The following is a 14,760-nucleotide window of genomic DNA, read 5'->3' as shown; positions in this document are numbered from 1 at the left end:
GTGGATCAGCTGTCGCTGCGCGGAACCTGCTGCACGTCGCGCACCTGGCCGATCAGCGGCGCAGTGCCGCTGGCGGTGTCGTGGCCGAGTTGGGCCGGCTTCTTGAAGCGTGCCAGCACTGCGGCAGCGTTGGACTCGCCTTCCATCAGGCCGGCTGCGGCCAGACGCCGGTTCAGATCGCCGTCGCCGCTGGACGATTCGAGTTCTTCGGCCGATTCGATGCGTGCGGAAGTCTCGGCCTGACGCGCCTTGATCCGCTCCAGCGATTCCAGCGCCGAGCCCATCTTGCTGCTGGCACCGGAATGCCGCGCGGCAATCGCCGCCTGCGCCTTTTGCACCGCGTCGGTGGCCTTGACCGTGTCGATCTGCTGGCGCATGCCGCGCAGCTGATTTTCGGTCTTCTGGATGGTGGCCTTGAGCGTCACCACCGACTGGTCCAGCGCCGTCTTGGAGGCCTTGTCGCCGGCGTCTTCGCTTTCCAGCGCGGCGAGCTTTGTCGCCACATCGTGGGCCAGCGATTCGTCGCCCTTGGCCAGCGCACCTTCGATATAACGCGTGTATTCGGCCATCTTGCCGGCGCGCGCGTCGATCTTCTGCTGGGCCAGCTTGCTCTGTGCCATCAGCTTGGTCAGCTCTTCGCGCGAACGCGTGAGCTGGGCGCCGGCATCGCGCATTTCCTGGTCCAGGATGCGCAGCGCATTGGCGTCGACCGCCTTCTGGCCGGTTTCGTGTGCAGTGCCACGCAGCAGCGTGATCAGCTTTGAAAAGATACTCATGACAACACGCCTTTAGGAAAAGTACGGCTTGAGAGATTCGGCGGCATCCAGCGTATTGGCCGCCAGGGTCTGGATTTCCTCGTCGATCTGGTCGAGCGTGGACGACGCCGACAGCTCGCCGAAGACCACATACGCGTCCTTGCCGTCGACCTGCACCAGACCCAGATTGGACAAGGGATTGAGCGGATTGAGCCGCAGGCAGGCGTCGTTGAAGGCCGCGCGGTCGCTGACCTGGTCGGCATTGGCCAGCAGCGTGGACACGAACACCTGCGAGCCGGAGGCGGCGACCTGGATCTGCATGTCGCCGTGGTCGGCCAGGGTGAGGTTGATGGCCGGTTCCAGCCCGTCGATCAGCTCGACCTCAATCGGCTGGTCGCGGTAGCGCTCGGCCAGCAGGCCGTGCAATTCGACAGTGGTGTACTGCGTCATACGATGTCCTGTCCTTTGGTCATGCAGCGGTGGTCGAGCAATGACCGGACATACTACAGACTGTCCGCGACCGGCAGAAAGGGCCGGAAGTCAGTCAATCAGGCCGACGGCGGGCGGAAGCAAACCATCCGTTCAGGTGGCTCGAAGCCACACGCCGGCAGGCGCACTCACGGATACAGCATCCGCTTGCTCCAGCGGCTGGCCGCATCGGCCTCGTAGCGCCAGCGCTCGTGCAGGCGAAACTTGGCGCCGTACCAGAACTCGAACGCCTGCGGCACCACCCGGAACCCGCCCCAGCCATCCGGGCGCGGCACCGCGCGGCCTTCGAAGGTGGCCTCGACCTTGGCGATGGCCGCGTCGAACTCCTCGCGCGAGCCCAGCGTCTGCGACTGCAGCGAGGCCCAGGCGCCGATCTGGCTCATGCGCGGGCGCGAGGCGAAGTAGGCATCGGATTCGTCCGCACTCACCAACTGCACGCCACCTTCGATGCGCACCTGAATGCCGGCCTCGCGCAGGCTGCGCCACAGGAACAGCAGCGCCGCCTGCGGATGGGTCTGCAAATCGCGGCCCTTTGCGCTGTCCAGATGGGTGTAGAACACGAAGCCGCGCGCATCGAAGGCCTTGAGCAACACAGTGCGCGCGCTCGGCCGGCCGTCCACGCTGGCGGTAGCCACGGTCATCGCGCTGGCTTCCAGTTCGGCGCTGTTCTGTGCCTCGGCATACAACGCGGTGAAGGTGGCAAGGGCTTCTGCGTACAGATCGGTCATGACGGTGCGTGGGCAGCAAGATTGGCGCCTATTGTGGGCGCATCGCGTGTGCTTCGCCTATGTCCGCACTGTCGCAGCCATTGATCTGCCCGCGGCGGCGGCAGGTGTCGCTGCCGAGGCACGCAGTCGCAGGTCACACCGCACGAATGGTTTCAGGCCGCGCCGATCGGCCCGGCGCGCGGGCGTGAATGCTACGATCCCTGCGCATGAACCCCGCTCCCAATCTCGTGATGGTCGGCCCGATGGGCGCCGGAAAAAGCTGCATCGGCCGTCGCCTGGCCGAGCGCTTCGGGCTGGATTTTGTCGATGTGGATCAGGCCATCGTCGAGCAGGCGGGCAAGAGCATTCCGGCCATTTTCGAACAGCACGGCGAAGCGCGGTTTCGGCAACATGAAGCCGAGACCTTGCAAACACTGCTGGAGCAGGACAACAAACTGATTTCCACCGGCGGCGGCGCGGTGCTGGATCCGCTCAACCGCCAGCGCATCCGCGAGCGCGGGTTTGTGGTGTACCTGCACGTGAGCGTGCCGGCACAACTGACCCGTTTGGCACGCGATCGCAATCGCCCGCTGTTGCAACGCGCCGACCGCGAGCAAGTGCTGCACGCGATGGCCGAGCACCGCACTCCGCTGTACCAGGAGGTCGCCGACCTCAGCCTGGAAACCGATCACTTCTCCCCCGCCGAGGCCACCGCGCAGCTGGTGCTGCGCCTGGCCGCGCAATGGCGCATGTCGAGTACCCCCGCATGACACTCCCCCGTTCCTCGCGCAGCGTCGATGTCGACGGCGCACAGCCGTACACCATCACCATTGCCCCCGGCCTGCTGGCGGACGGCGCGCATCTGGCCAGCCATGTGCGCGGCCGCCATGTGCTGCTGCTCAGCGACTCGCAGGTGGCCCCGCATTACGCGGCCGGAGTGCGCACTGCCCTGTTGCAGGCGCGCCCGGACCTGCAGCTGGGCGAGCTGGTGATCGCCGCCGGCGAAGCCTCCAAGACGCTGGACAATTTCGGCGCAGCGATCGCCGCATTGGCCGAATTGGGCGCCACCCGCGATGCCTGCGTATTCGCGCTGGGCGGCGGCGTGGTCGGCGACCTGGCCGGCTTCGCAGCGGCCTGTTGGATGCGCGGGGTGGATTGCGTGCAGTTGCCCACGAGCTTGCTGGCGATGGTGGATTCCTCGGTCGGCGGCAAGACCGCAGTGGACATCCCGCAGGGCAAGAATCTGGTCGGCGCGTTCCATCCGCCGCGCGCGGTGATCGCCGACACCGACACCTTGCGCACCCTGCCCGCGCGCGAGCTACGCGCCGGCCTGGCCGAGGTGATCAAGTACGGCGCCATCCGCGACCCGCTGTTCTTCCAATGGCTGCATGCCGAACGCCGCGCGCTGCTGGACAGCGACGCTGCCGCACTGGCGCAGGCCATCGCGCGCAGCTGCGAGCACAAGGCCGAGATCGTGGCGCGCGATCCACTGGAAAAAGGCGAGCGCGCCCTGCTCAACCTGGGCCACACCTTCGGCCACGCGATCGAGACCGAACAAGGCTACGGCGCGCCCGGCAACGACAACCTCAACCATGGCGAAGCGGTGGCGGTGGGCATGGTGCTGGCCGCTCGGCTCTCGGCCGCGCTGGGCATGAGCACTGCGCAGGACACCGAGGCGCTGCGCGCGCTGCTGCGCGACTTCGACCTGCCCACCGAGATCCCGCCCGGCCTGTCACCGGAAGCCCTGCTGGAGCGCATGCGGCTGGACAAGAAGAACATCGCCGGCCGCCTGCGCCTGGTGTTGTGGCGCGGCATCGGCAAGGCCGAGGTGGTGCCCGATGTCGACGAGGCCGCGGTGCTGGAGATTCTGGCGGGCTGAGGCCTGCCAGCAGGCTAGACGGCTGCGCAACGCCGCCGCTCACTGTCTCCAGCGCATTCGTAGGAGCGCCCCCGGGCGCGACAGGTCTTCTCGATAAATCCCATCGCGCCCAGGTGCGCTCCTACGCACTGCCTGCTTGCCAACATCTGCGCGGGCGGGACGTGACGTCGCTCGGGAACGCACTGGCAGACGAGGGCGCCTGCCAACTCGTGCTTCGCAACCGGAGCAACCCGGCGCGCCCACTGCTCCCAGCCTTCAGCACCGCCCGGCTACAATCGGCGCCATGCGTATCCACTTGCAACACGATCCCGGCGGCAATGCGCCGCTGCGTTATGTCCAGCTGACCCTGCAACCGGATCTGTTCGGTGGCTGGGAGCTGCTGCGCGAGAGCGGCGAGATCGGTGGACGCTCGCAGCTGCGACGCGACCAATACCTGCTGCAGGATGAGGCGGACCGGGCCTTCGACAAGGCACGCGACACCCACCTCAAACGCGGCTTCCAACTCATCACCGGCGGCGCCGACGCGCCGCGCTGAGGAACACCATGCTCAAGAACGATCGCCTGTTGCGTGCCCTGAACCGCCAGCCCGTCGACCGCACCCCCGTGTGGCTGATGCGCCAGGCCGGTCGGTATCTGCCGGAATACCGCGCCACCCGCGCGCGCGCCGGCAGCTTTTTGGGCATGGCCAAGAACCCCGAGATTGCCTGCGAAGTGACGCTGCAACCGCTGCAGCGCTTTCCGCTGGACGCGGCGATCCTGTTCTCCGACATCCTGACAATTCCCGATGCGATGGGCCTGGAGCTGTACTTCGTCGAAGGCGAAGGCCCCAAGTTCCGCCATCCGGTGCGCGATGCGGCCGCGATCCATCGGCTGGGCGTGCCGGACATGGAAACCGAGCTGCGTTACGTGATGGATGCGGTGCGCCTGATCCGCCGCGAGCTGGATGGTGCGGTGCCGCTGATCGGTTTCTCCGGCAGCCCGTGGACGCTGGCCTGCTACATGATCGAAGGCGGCGGCAGCAAGGAATACGCGCGCATCAAGGCGATGGCCTTCAACGCGCCGGAGGTGCTGCATCACCTGCTCAGCACCGTCACCGATGCAGTGATCGCCTATCTGTCGGCACAACGCGCGGCCGGCGCGCAGGCGCTGCAGGTGTTCGACACCTGGGGCGGCGTGTTGTCGCCGGCGATGTACCGCGAATTCTCGCTGCCCTATCTCACCCGTATCGCGCGTGAGCTGGAGCGTGGCGACGGCGCCGAGCGCACCCCGCTGGTGTTGTTCGGCAAGGGCAACGGCGCCTACGTGAGCGAACTGGCCGCCAGCGGCGCCGAAGCGGTGGGCGTGGACTGGACCATCTCGCTGGCCGACGCCGCACAGCGCGCTGGCGGCCGCGTCGCCCTGCAGGGCAACCTGGACCCGGCCACCCTGTACGGTTCGCCCGAGGCGATCCGCGCCGAGGTCGGCAAGACCCTGGACAGCTACGCCCAAGGCAACGGCGGCTCGCGCGAAGGCCACGTCTTCAACCTCGGCCACGGCATGTCGCCGGATATGAATCCCGAACATGTTGGGGTGTTGGTGGAAGCGGTGCAGACGCTGAGCAAGCGCTGATCCAGGCGCGATCGACAGCGCGCGAGTAGCGCTGTCGATGGCTCGCTCAGAAGCCGATCAGTCAACCAGACGCCGCTCTCTTTCCTACAGCCACCGGCAACAACCGGTGGTGCTTGCATGCGTACCGGCGTGGGACCTTATGCGGCATGGATGCCGCAGAAGAGCCTACAGGGATTTACTTGCGGCGTGTCCCACGCCGGCACGCGTGCAAGCACCCTTAGTAACCGAGCATTTCGCACACAACCGGCAGACTTCATGTGCGCGGTCGATCGGAGCGCGGTGCCGTATCCGGTGTCGGGACACGCCGTGAATCCGTCCATGGAGGCTCAGTGGCGGCATCCATGCCGCCACATGGTCCCGCCCCCGGATACGGCACCGCGCCTTCAATATTCGCGGCCGCTGCTCGAAAAGCGATGCATTCAACCGGCGTCACGCCTGCGGATTCCAAAGTAAAACCTGGCACGCGTGCAAGCGCCCTCAGTGGCCAATCAACCGCGTACGTTTTTCTGAGTTCGTGCACATCAGCGCGGGGATAATGCGTTGTCCCTTCGACCGCGATCACCATGTCTCAGCCCGTTCCCGTCTTACGTGACTACGACAGCATCAAGCCGTTGCTGTGGCTGGTGTCGCTGGCGATCTTCATGCAGATGCTGGATGCGACCATCGTCAACACCGCGTTGCCGTCGATGGCAGCGAGCCTGCATGAAAGCCCGCTACAGATGCAGTCGGTGGTCTTCAGTTATGCGTTGGCGGTGGCGATGTTCATCCCCGCATCGGGCTGGATTGCGGATCGCTTCGGCACGCGGCGCACCTTCCTTGCCGCGATCATCGTGTTCACGCTGGGTTCGCTGCTGTGCGCGGCCGCGCAACAGTTGCCGCAGCTGGTAGCAGCACGCGTGGTGCAGGGCATCGGTGGCGCGATGTTACTGCCGGTGGGCCGCCTGGCGGTGCTCAAGACGGTGGCGCGCGCCGACTTCCTGCGTGCGATGAGTTTCATCGCGATTCCGGCACTGATCGGTCCGCTGATCGGCCCCACCTTGGGCGGATATCTGGTCGAAGTCGCCTCCTGGCACTGGGTGTTCTTGATCAATCTGCCGATCGGCGTGATCGGGTTTATCGCTGCACTCAAGATCATGCCGGATCACTATGGCGATGCGCGCAAACGCTTCGATCTCATCGGCTATCTGATGCTGGCATTCGGCATGGTGGCGCTGTCGTTGGCCTTGGACGGCATCTCCGAACTCGGCCTGCGCCACGCCTTCGTGATGCTGCTGGCGATCGGCGGACTGGCTGCGTTGGCCGGTTACTGGCTGCATGCGGCCAGCGCGCCGGCGGCGTTGTTTCCGCTGGCCTTGTTCAAGGTGGCCAGCTTTCGCATCGGTATTTTGGGCAATCTGTTTGCGCGTGTCGGCAGCGGCTCGATGCCGTTCCTGATTCCGCTGTTATTGCAGGTGGGCCTGGGCATGAGCCCGATGCATGCCGGGCTGATGATGGTGCCGGTGGCGCTGGCCGGCATGGCCGCCAAACGCGCCGCCGTCAAGTTGGTGGGCCGCTTCGGTTACCGCCGCATCCTGATGCTCAACACCGTATTGGTGGGACTGGCGATGGCCAGCTTTGCCTTGATCGATGTCGGTCAACCGCTCTGGCTGCGCTTGCTGCAGCTGGCGTGCTTTGGCGCGGTGAATTCGCTGCAATTTACCGTCATGAATACCGTGACCCTGCGTGATCTGGACCGCGAACAGGCAAGTCCCGGCAACAGTTTGCTGTCGATGGTGATGATGTTGGCCACCGGCTTCGGCGCGGCGGCTGCGGGCAGTCTGCTGGCCGCGTTCAACACGCATCTGGGCGACAGCCATGGCGCCACCGCAGCGCTGCATGCCACCTTCCTGTGCGTGGGCGGCATCACCTTGTCGTCGACATTGATCTTCTGGCAGCTGGCCGAGACGCGGCCGCATCCCAAACATGTGGAAGAAGTTGCCGAGTAGCCATGCGTGTGCGGCAGTACCTGGTGCAGTACGTGAGCGAATCACCACCCGGGATTTCAAGCGCGGCAATAGTTCTTAAATCTCCTCGCGCGGGCGCTTGCTTCGCAACGCCTCGGCGATGGTGTCGGCGAGCATGTCGCCGGTGAGTGGCTTGCGCAGGAAACTGTCGAATCCGGCTTGCTCCGCAGTAGGCTCGGCTGCTTCATCAGAACGCGCGGTGACTGCAATCAGCGGCATGTCGTAGCCGAACACGCGCAGCTGCCGCGCCAGCGCAAAGCCATCCAGGCCCGGCAGATCCAGATCGAGCAACGCCAGGTCGAAGGTGTTGTCGGCCGCTTCGGTCAGCGCGGCCAGCCCGTGCGGTGCGTGCACCACCGAGTGGCCTTGCGAACGCAACAGGCCAACGATGACCTCGGCGATGGTGGGGTCGTCTTCCACCAGCAGGATGCGCTGCGGGGCGACCGCTCCACCGGCACGCGCCACCTCGCCGCCGAGCGTGGCGTTGGAGGCGACCCAACGCAGCGGTAGATCGACGACAAAGCGCGTGCCGGCGCCGAGGCGACTGATCACTTCGATATGCCCCCCCATCGCCATTGCCAGTTCCTGGCAGATCGCCAGACCCAGGCCGCTGCCACCGTAGCGCGAGGTGGTCCTGGCGCCGTCGCCTTGTTCGAAACGCTGGAACAGACGCGCCTTTTGCTCGGCATTGATGCCCGGCCCGGTATCGGCCACCTCGAAACGCAGGCCTTGATACGAGCCCAGCGTGGTCAGCTTAAGGCCGACAACGCCGCGCTCGGTGAACTTGATCGCGTTGCTGAGCAGATTGAGCAGAATCTGGCGGATGCGGGTGACATCGCCGCTGGCGGTGATGTCGCCGAGCAGGCCCACTTCCAGGCTGAAACGCAGGCCGCGCTCCTGCGCCAGCGGTGACATCAAGCCTTCCACTTCGGCCACCAATTGGCGCACCGAAAAGGGCTCCAGATCCAGTTCCAGGCGCCCGGATTCGATCCGCGCCAGATCCAGCGCATCGTTGACCAACCGCAGCAGATGCGCGCCGGCACGCCGGATCGATTCGGTATAGCTGCGCTGTTTGTTGTCCAACGAGGTCTTGAGCAACAACTCGCTCATGCCCAGCACACCGGTCATCGGCGTGCGTACTTCGTGGCCGAGCGTGGCCAGGAAACGTGTCTTGGCGAGCGAGGCCTGCTCGGCAATTTCCTGCTTGTGCACCGCCAATTGCCAGGCATTCAAGCGACGCAGGCGACGGCGATACAACAACACCGTCGCGGCGATGACGCATAGCGCGAGCAGACCCAAAAAGACCAATCCCCAGGGCGCCAGCCACCACGGCGGCAGCACCTGGAAGCGTAGCGTCTGACTCGCCGACCAGATGCCCTCGGCGGTGCGCCCTTGAATTTCCAGCGTGTAGTGGCCCGGCGACAAACGCGAAAACTGCCGCTCGCCACTGGGCCCGACGTCGATCCAGTCCGGGTCGTAGCCGCTGAGGCGGAAGCGGTAACTATTGGACTCGGAATCAGCCAGGCTGAGCAGGCGCGCAACGATGTGAAGATCGCGATCGGCGTCCTGCATTGTGAGCGGCTCCTGTCCTGTGATATCCAGCCCACGCTCCCCGCGCCGCAAGCCCACTCGCTCGATAATCAATGGCGGCCTGCGTGTGCTGGGTCGCATCGTGGCCGGATCGAACACCACCACGCCATCAGGCGCCGCGCCAACGATCTGCCCGCTGCCCGCCTGCACCAGTGTGTTGATTAGCAACTGCTGATTGGGGAGCCCATCGTGCACCCCATACACACGCACCAATCTGCTGCCAGGATCGATCCGGATCAGGCCGCGCTGACTGGACACCCAGGCCACTCCCCTGGCATCGACCACCATTCCATTGGGCGCCACCATCGGAAACTCCTGGTCTTTTCCAACGGTATCCAGGTGCTTGAGCTGCTTTCCATCCCACAGATATCGGCGTATCTCGCCCGCCAACCCGGTCCAGACCACGCCGCCCTCGCCAAGCCGGAAAAGATAGGTCGGCACGGATGGCGCACCGTCGACGGGGATAAATCGGTCGGCAGTGGGGTCCCAGCGCCTTAGACCGGCATTATTGCTCAGCCATATCTGACCGTCGGGACCAAGGCGTATGTCCAGAATGGTCAATGCTTCCAGTCCATGACTGCCATTGACGATGGTCCGGAGCAACTGTCCATCTTCGTTCCGGATTTGAAGACCATGCTCCAGCACAGTCACCCACAGTCGGCCCTGCGCGTCCTCTGCCATCCAACTCGGTCGGTCCGCAGCACCGTCGGGATCGGGTTCCACATCTTCCCGCAGTTGCCAGCGTTTGACTTGTCGCGTCCGCGGGTCGTAGCGGACCAACGATCCTTGTACACCGATCCAGACGAACCCGCGCCTGCTTTCGAGCATGGCGTCTGGCGGACGAGCTCCGTCGATTTTGGCCAGATGCTTCTGCAGTTGGCCGGTGGTCGGATCGAGATATTCCAGCACGCCCCGGCTACCAGCTAACCAGGCACCGCCCGAAGACGAAGGCGCTGTCGACAGCACGGAGGGATTGGCCAGCGACTGTGGATCATCGCTGTGGTGCGCCAGCACCGCAAAGGTGTCCCAATGCGGAGGCAGGTGCCACAGACCGCCTTCAAGCGCCGCAAACCACAGCCCGCCCTCCCGATCTTCGTAAGCTGTGATCCAGTTTCGCCTGACCAGACCATGCGCCGACAAGCTGTAGATCGGCACGCTGCTGAAGTCGGTTCCTGCAGAAGACAGGGCGATGCCGCCGTTAGTGTCCAGCCAGTAACGCCCGCCACGATCATGCAGCAGGATACCCAGGACACGCTGCTTGCTGACCGCGTTTTTCCATGGCTGAAGACTGACCTGGCCGTTGGCGTTTATGCTAAACGCATCACCTGCGATATCCGAGATCCAAAGCGTGTCGCCACTGCGCTCCATGTACAACCGATTGACGGCTTGCGTGGTTCCAGGAAGCGGCACTCGCTCGAAATGCGCACCATCCCAGCGAGCCAGCCCTCCAGGGGTGCCAATCCACAAGGTCCCGTCGGGCGCGACCTCGAACCCGTTCACGCTGTCGGACGGCAGACTGGCGGAGTCGCCGGGCACGTTGGAAAATCGCTGCATGCTGCCGTCGGGACGTCGCCGGTACAGTCCGTGGGCAGCGGTGCCAAGCCAGATGTCGCCGTTCGGAGTCTGTGCCAGCGCCCACACCGTAATTTCGGCCAACTCTGGGAATTGCGCATTCTGCAGGCGTGTGAAAGCGCGTGTTTTGGCGTCCAGAAAGCCGGCACCGCCATTCTCGAAACCCATCCACACCCGATTGTCGCCATCGACGCAAATGGTCCAGATCGCGTTGCTGGTCAGCCCGTCTTCCATCCGCCAGATGCGATAGTTGCGTCCATCAAATCTAGCTAGTCCGTCATCGCTGGCGAGCCAGAGATAGCCCTGCTTGTCTTCGGCAAGTTCACTGATGGTGTCCGACGGCAGCCCGTCGGCGACCGTGACCTGGCTGGGTACCGGCGTAAGCAGCGCACGTGTATTCGCCAGTGCAGGTCGCACTGCCACGCACAGACACAGCGACACTGCCGCGATTAGCCAATAGGAAAAACACAAAAAAAGGCGCACTGGATACGTTTCACGACAAGTCGCCGCATAGTGCGGGCCAAGCGCGGTGCGGGCAAGCCCGGGCACTCATCGTGCCGCTCATCCATTCTCACTCCACTGGGATTCGGCCGCCGGCATTGCCCGAACTGCGCGCCCCTTGCGCGCAGCCGCAATCGCTCCGACCAACATATCGGCGGTGACCGGCTTGCGCAGGAATCCATCGAAATCTGCTGCTTGCGCCTGGCGCTCCGCATCGCCGTCGGCACGCGCGGTGACTGCGAGCAGTGGGAACCCATGCCCGAGCCGGCGCAGTTGCGATGCCAGCGCAAATCCATCCAGGCCGGGGAGATCCAGATCCAGCAGCGCGATGTCGAAGCCGCCATCGACCGCCTCCGACAGCGCCGCCAACCCGTGCGCGGCATGCACCACCCGATGGCCGCGGCCCATCAGCAGGCCGGAGATCACCTCGGCCACGGTCGGCTCGTCTTCCACCAGCAAGATGCGCAACGACTCACCGGCCACCGCGCCCAGCTCGCCAGAAGCGATGCGCACGCCGGAGCGATCGATCGGCAACGGCAGGTCCACGCTGAACTGGGTGCCGACGCCAAGCCTGCTGCGCACGCGAATCGTGCCCTTCATCGCCACGGTGAGTTCCTGGCAGATCGCCAGCCCCAGCCCGCTGCCGCCGTAGCGAGCGCTGGTGCGCGCGCCGTCGGCTTGTTCGAATCGCTGAAACAAGCGCTTCTGCTGCTCCGGCCCGATGCCCGGCCCGGAATCGCGCACCTTGAAACGCAGCACCTCGCCATGCCGACTGACCGTGAGAGAGACCTCGCCGCGTTCGGAAAACTTGATCGCGTTGCCGAGCAGATTGATCAGGATCTGGCGTACCCGCGTCGCGTCGCCCAGCACCACCAACTGCGCAGGCAATTGATTGCGATAGTGAAAGCGCAATCCGCGCGCTTCGCTGATCGGATGCATGAAATCGGCCAGTTCCTGGGTCAGTTGCGCCGGGTCGAACGGCTGCTGCACCAGCTCCAGTTTGCCGGCTTCGATACGCGCCAGATCCAGTGCATCGTTGACCAACCGCAGCAGATGCGCACCGGCCTTGCGGATTGCGTCGACGTGACTGCGCTGCTTGGCATCCAGTGGCGTGGCCAGTAGCAGTTCGCTCATGCCGAGCACACCGGTCATCGGCGTGCGTACTTCATGTCCCAGGTTGGCAAGAAAGTTCGATTTGGCCACCGAGGCCTGCTCGGCAAGCTGTTGGCGTTGTTGTGCCAGCACCCATTCCTGCTGGCGTCGCACCCGGCGCCGCCAGGCCCACACACCCAGGCATGACAGCAACACGCACAGCAACGCGGCCACCAGCTGCGCCGGTGTGCTCAGCCACCACGGCGGGCGCACTTCCAGCTGCAACGTGGGCGCAGCGACCCAGTCGCCCTCTCCGGCACGCGCCTGCACTTCGATACGGTAGTCGCCGGGCGGCAAGCGCGAAATCACACGTTCGCCGCCGGCGCCCTGCTCCACCCAACGTTCGTCGTAGCCGTCGATGCGGTAACGATAATGCGCAGAGGCCGGATCGACGAACGACAGCAATCGCGCACTGATACGCAGATCGCGATCGCGCGCCTGCAGCACCATCGGCACCTTGTGAGAGACCGGTTGCGAGCGCTCGGCATCGTTACGGCGCACCTGCACCGATTCGATCACCAGCCGTGCCGATGGCGCAGCGGAAAACGGCCGCGATGGGTCGAACAGCACGATGCCGCTGGTGGTCAGTGCCAACACTTGTCCCGTGGGGCCGGTGACCGGTGGACGCATCGAGAATTCGCTGTCGGGCAGACCATCGCGTTGGCCGAACATGTGGATCCGCGGCTGCCCGCGCCGATAGGCGAGCAGGCCACGTGAGGTAGTGGCCCACACTGTGTCCGTACCGCCCAATGCCAAGCCACGGATATCGGTTGCCGGAATCCCCTGCGCGCGCCCGATGCGCTCCAGTAGCCGCGCCTGCGATCCATCCCAGCTGTAGCGCTCCAACGCGCCAGAGCGCCCCGCCCAGAACTCGTGTGGCGATACAAAAGCTAGTGCATAGACCTCATGTCCATCGCCGATTACCTTGCGAAAGCGTTCGCCCTGCCAGACCCACAGTCCATAGCCGGTCGCCGCCCATGCACTCCCATCCGGCCGCACCAACAGCTGCTGCACCATGTCGTCGTCCATGCCCAGATCGGTGCCGAAACGGAATGTCGCCAACACATGTCCATCCGCCGCACGTCGCTGCACGCCGCCCTGCACGATCGATAGCCAGAACTCGCCATCGATACCGGCTGCCATCAGCTCCACGCGGTGGATATCGGGCGTGCCGACATCCACAGGAAAGTCGCGGCGCGCACCCGTGGCAGGGGTATAGCGCGTGATGTCCTCGCGCATTGCGATCCACAGACTGTCATCGCTTGCCGGCAGCACCGATTGCACCGAACCGCCACCCAGCGCATCGCTATGCACCACCGGCACTACTGCACCGTCTTCGCTGACCCGATACACCCCCTCGCCCGTGGTCACCAGAAAACGCTCACCATCTGCGGCAACGTTCACCAGATACAGGCTTTCCAGAGGTTTCCCCTGTGTTTCGAAGAATGTCGAGAAGCGCTGCCAATCCGGCGGCAGGTACGCCATGCCTTGCGAGATCATCCCTAGCCACAGGCCGCCCTGGCGGTCCTGCATGACATCGAGCACACCGCTGTGCGCGGTAAGAAACCCACTACCACGATCGCCTTCCATCACTCGCAGCGCAGTTTCGCCGGGTGCTACTCGAAAAAAACCATCGGCTGCGCCGACCCAGTAACCGCCATGGACATCGTGCACCACAGTGCCGGCACGTACCGCGGCCGACCCGGACCAGGGCGCCGGCTCCAGCACACCTTCAGTTGTCACGCGGTACAAACCCTTGCTGCTGCCTACCCACAGCGTGCCGTCGGGATCCTTGCTCAGCTTGAGCACGGCCGTGCTCAATTGCGTCGGCGCAATGCGCACGAAACGCTCGCCGTCGCGCATCACCAGACCGCTGGCCGTGGCAATCCAGAGCCGGCCGCGCGCGTCGGTCACCATGCTCAGAATGGTATCGCTGGGCAGACCGTCCGGCGAGTCGGGCGTTGCGCGGAACGCGGTAACCCGGCCGTTTTCTTCGCGGCGGCATAAGCCGCCATCGCTGGTGCCGATCCAGATCGCCCCCTGCGCCTGCGCCAACGACCACACCTGCCCTACGCAGGTTTCGGTGATCTCCGGAAACTGCGCAAAATCCTTGCGCCCTGCGTCCAGCATACCCACCGGCGAGCCATTGGCGCCGATCCAGACCCGGTCGCGATCATCGACAAGCAGCGTTTCCACCTGGTTGCCGGGAATCGATCGCGGATCGGCCGGATCATGCCGCCACACCTGCAGGCCGATGCCGTCATAGCGCGCCAGACCATCGCTGGTGGCCGCCCAGATATAACCCTGCCGGTCCTGCGCCAAGGCCAGCACCATGCGCGAAGGCAGGCCTTCGACCGGCCCGAACCGGCGCATGCGCGGGGTCTCGATCTGGTTCACCGCCAACGCATCCACACCGATCAGCAGCAACAAGACCGCAAGCAACGACAGCAGCACCTTCTTCATCTTCATCCTTGTCCCCATCGCCACCTGCACGCTTGCGCGCG

Annotated in this window: 9 protein-coding genes and 1 pseudogene; 5 read left to right on the top strand and 5 right to left on the bottom strand. The window is 64.9% G+C overall.

Annotated features, from left to right (window positions below; genetic code table 11):
- Positions 1-5 precede the first annotated feature (5 nt).
- The 3 genes and pseudogenes from FFY45_RS01060 to pdxH form a co-directional block, all read right to left on the bottom strand.
- A complete protein-coding gene (locus tag FFY45_RS01060; protein WP_023904670.1) occupies positions 6-776 on the bottom strand; it encodes a PspA/IM30 family protein in 771 nt (256 codons plus the stop codon).
- Positions 777-788: 12 nt separating this feature from the next.
- Positions 789-1,205: a YjfI family protein gene (locus FFY45_RS01055; protein WP_055823342.1), complete on the bottom strand. Its 417-nt coding sequence runs from the start codon at positions 1,203-1,205 to the stop codon at positions 789-791.
- 167 nt (positions 1,206-1,372) lie between these two features.
- A pseudogene (gene pdxH / locus FFY45_RS01050) lies at positions 1,373-1,996 on the bottom strand (pyridoxamine 5'-phosphate oxidase); the annotation flags it as partial.
- Between the two features lie 182 nt (positions 1,997-2,178).
- Here pdxH and FFY45_RS01045 point away from each other — a divergent pair.
- The 5 genes from FFY45_RS01045 (at position 2,179) to mdtD (ending at position 7,423) form a co-directional block, all read left to right on the top strand.
- Positions 2,179-2,721: a shikimate kinase gene (locus FFY45_RS01045; protein WP_176339003.1), complete on the top strand. Its 543-nt coding sequence runs from the start codon at positions 2,179-2,181 to the stop codon at positions 2,719-2,721.
- Positions 2,718-3,830, top strand: coding sequence for a 3-dehydroquinate synthase (gene aroB / locus FFY45_RS01040; RefSeq protein ID WP_176339002.1), 1,113 nt, complete (start codon positions 2,718-2,720; stop codon positions 3,828-3,830). The genes FFY45_RS01045 and aroB overlap by 4 nt, the downstream gene beginning before the upstream one ends.
- A 283-nt stretch (positions 3,831-4,113) precedes the next feature.
- A complete protein-coding gene (locus FFY45_RS01035) occupies positions 4,114-4,365 on the top strand; it encodes a WGR domain-containing protein (RefSeq protein ID WP_006449079.1) in 252 nt (83 codons plus the stop codon).
- An 8-nt stretch (positions 4,366-4,373) separates the two neighbouring features.
- Complete coding sequence (gene hemE / locus FFY45_RS01030; protein ID WP_115040620.1) at positions 4,374-5,438, top strand: uroporphyrinogen decarboxylase; 1,065 nt, start codon at positions 4,374-4,376, stop codon at positions 5,436-5,438.
- Between the two features lie 563 nt (positions 5,439-6,001).
- Entirely contained in the window at positions 6,002-7,423 is a 1,422-nt protein-coding gene (mdtD, locus tag FFY45_RS01025; protein WP_176339001.1) for a multidrug transporter subunit MdtD, read from the top strand.
- A 75-nt stretch (positions 7,424-7,498) separates the two neighbouring features.
- On the opposite strand, the gene FFY45_RS01020 is transcribed toward mdtD, so the two are convergent.
- The gene (locus FFY45_RS01020; RefSeq protein WP_343204082.1) at positions 7,499-11,026 is read right to left on the bottom strand and encodes a hybrid sensor histidine kinase/response regulator; all 3,528 of its coding nucleotides are present in this window, start codon (positions 11,024-11,026) and stop codon (positions 7,499-7,501) included.
- A gap of 138 nt (positions 11,027-11,164) precedes the next feature.
- Positions 11,165-14,725, bottom strand: coding sequence for a sensor histidine kinase (locus FFY45_RS01015; protein ID WP_176338999.1), 3,561 nt, complete (start codon positions 14,723-14,725; stop codon positions 11,165-11,167).
- Positions 14,726-14,760 lie beyond the last annotated feature (35 nt).

It is taken from the genome of Xanthomonas hortorum (assembly GCF_011305375.1).
Taxonomy (GTDB): Bacteria; Pseudomonadota; Gammaproteobacteria; order Xanthomonadales; family Xanthomonadaceae; genus Xanthomonas; species Xanthomonas hortorum_E.
The sequence above is the reverse complement of the archived record's forward strand: the minus strand, read 5'-3'. Positions and strand labels throughout refer to the sequence as shown.

Bases quoted from the DNA above. Each gene is read 5' to 3' on its own strand.
- FFY45_RS01060 (WP_023904670.1), bottom strand. From the start codon at position 776: ATGAGTATCTTTTCAAAGCTGATCACGCTGCTGCGTGGCACTGCACAC.
- FFY45_RS01055 (WP_055823342.1), bottom strand. From the start codon at position 1,205: ATGACGCAGTACACCACTGTCGAATTGCACGGCCTGCTGGCCGAGCGC.
- FFY45_RS01045 (WP_176339003.1), top strand. From the start codon at position 2,179: ATGAACCCCGCTCCCAATCTCGTGATGGTCGGCCCGATGGGCGCCGGA.
- aroB (WP_176339002.1), top strand. From the start codon at position 2,718: ATGACACTCCCCCGTTCCTCGCGCAGCGTCGATGTCGACGGCGCACAG.
- FFY45_RS01035 (WP_006449079.1), top strand. From the start codon at position 4,114: ATGCGTATCCACTTGCAACACGATCCCGGCGGCAATGCGCCGCTGCGT.
- hemE (WP_115040620.1), top strand. From the start codon at position 4,374: ATGCTCAAGAACGATCGCCTGTTGCGTGCCCTGAACCGCCAGCCCGTC.
- mdtD (WP_176339001.1), top strand. From the start codon at position 6,002: ATGTCTCAGCCCGTTCCCGTCTTACGTGACTACGACAGCATCAAGCCG.
- FFY45_RS01015 (WP_176338999.1), bottom strand. From the start codon at position 14,725: ATGAAGATGAAGAAGGTGCTGCTGTCGTTGCTTGCGGTCTTGTTGCTG.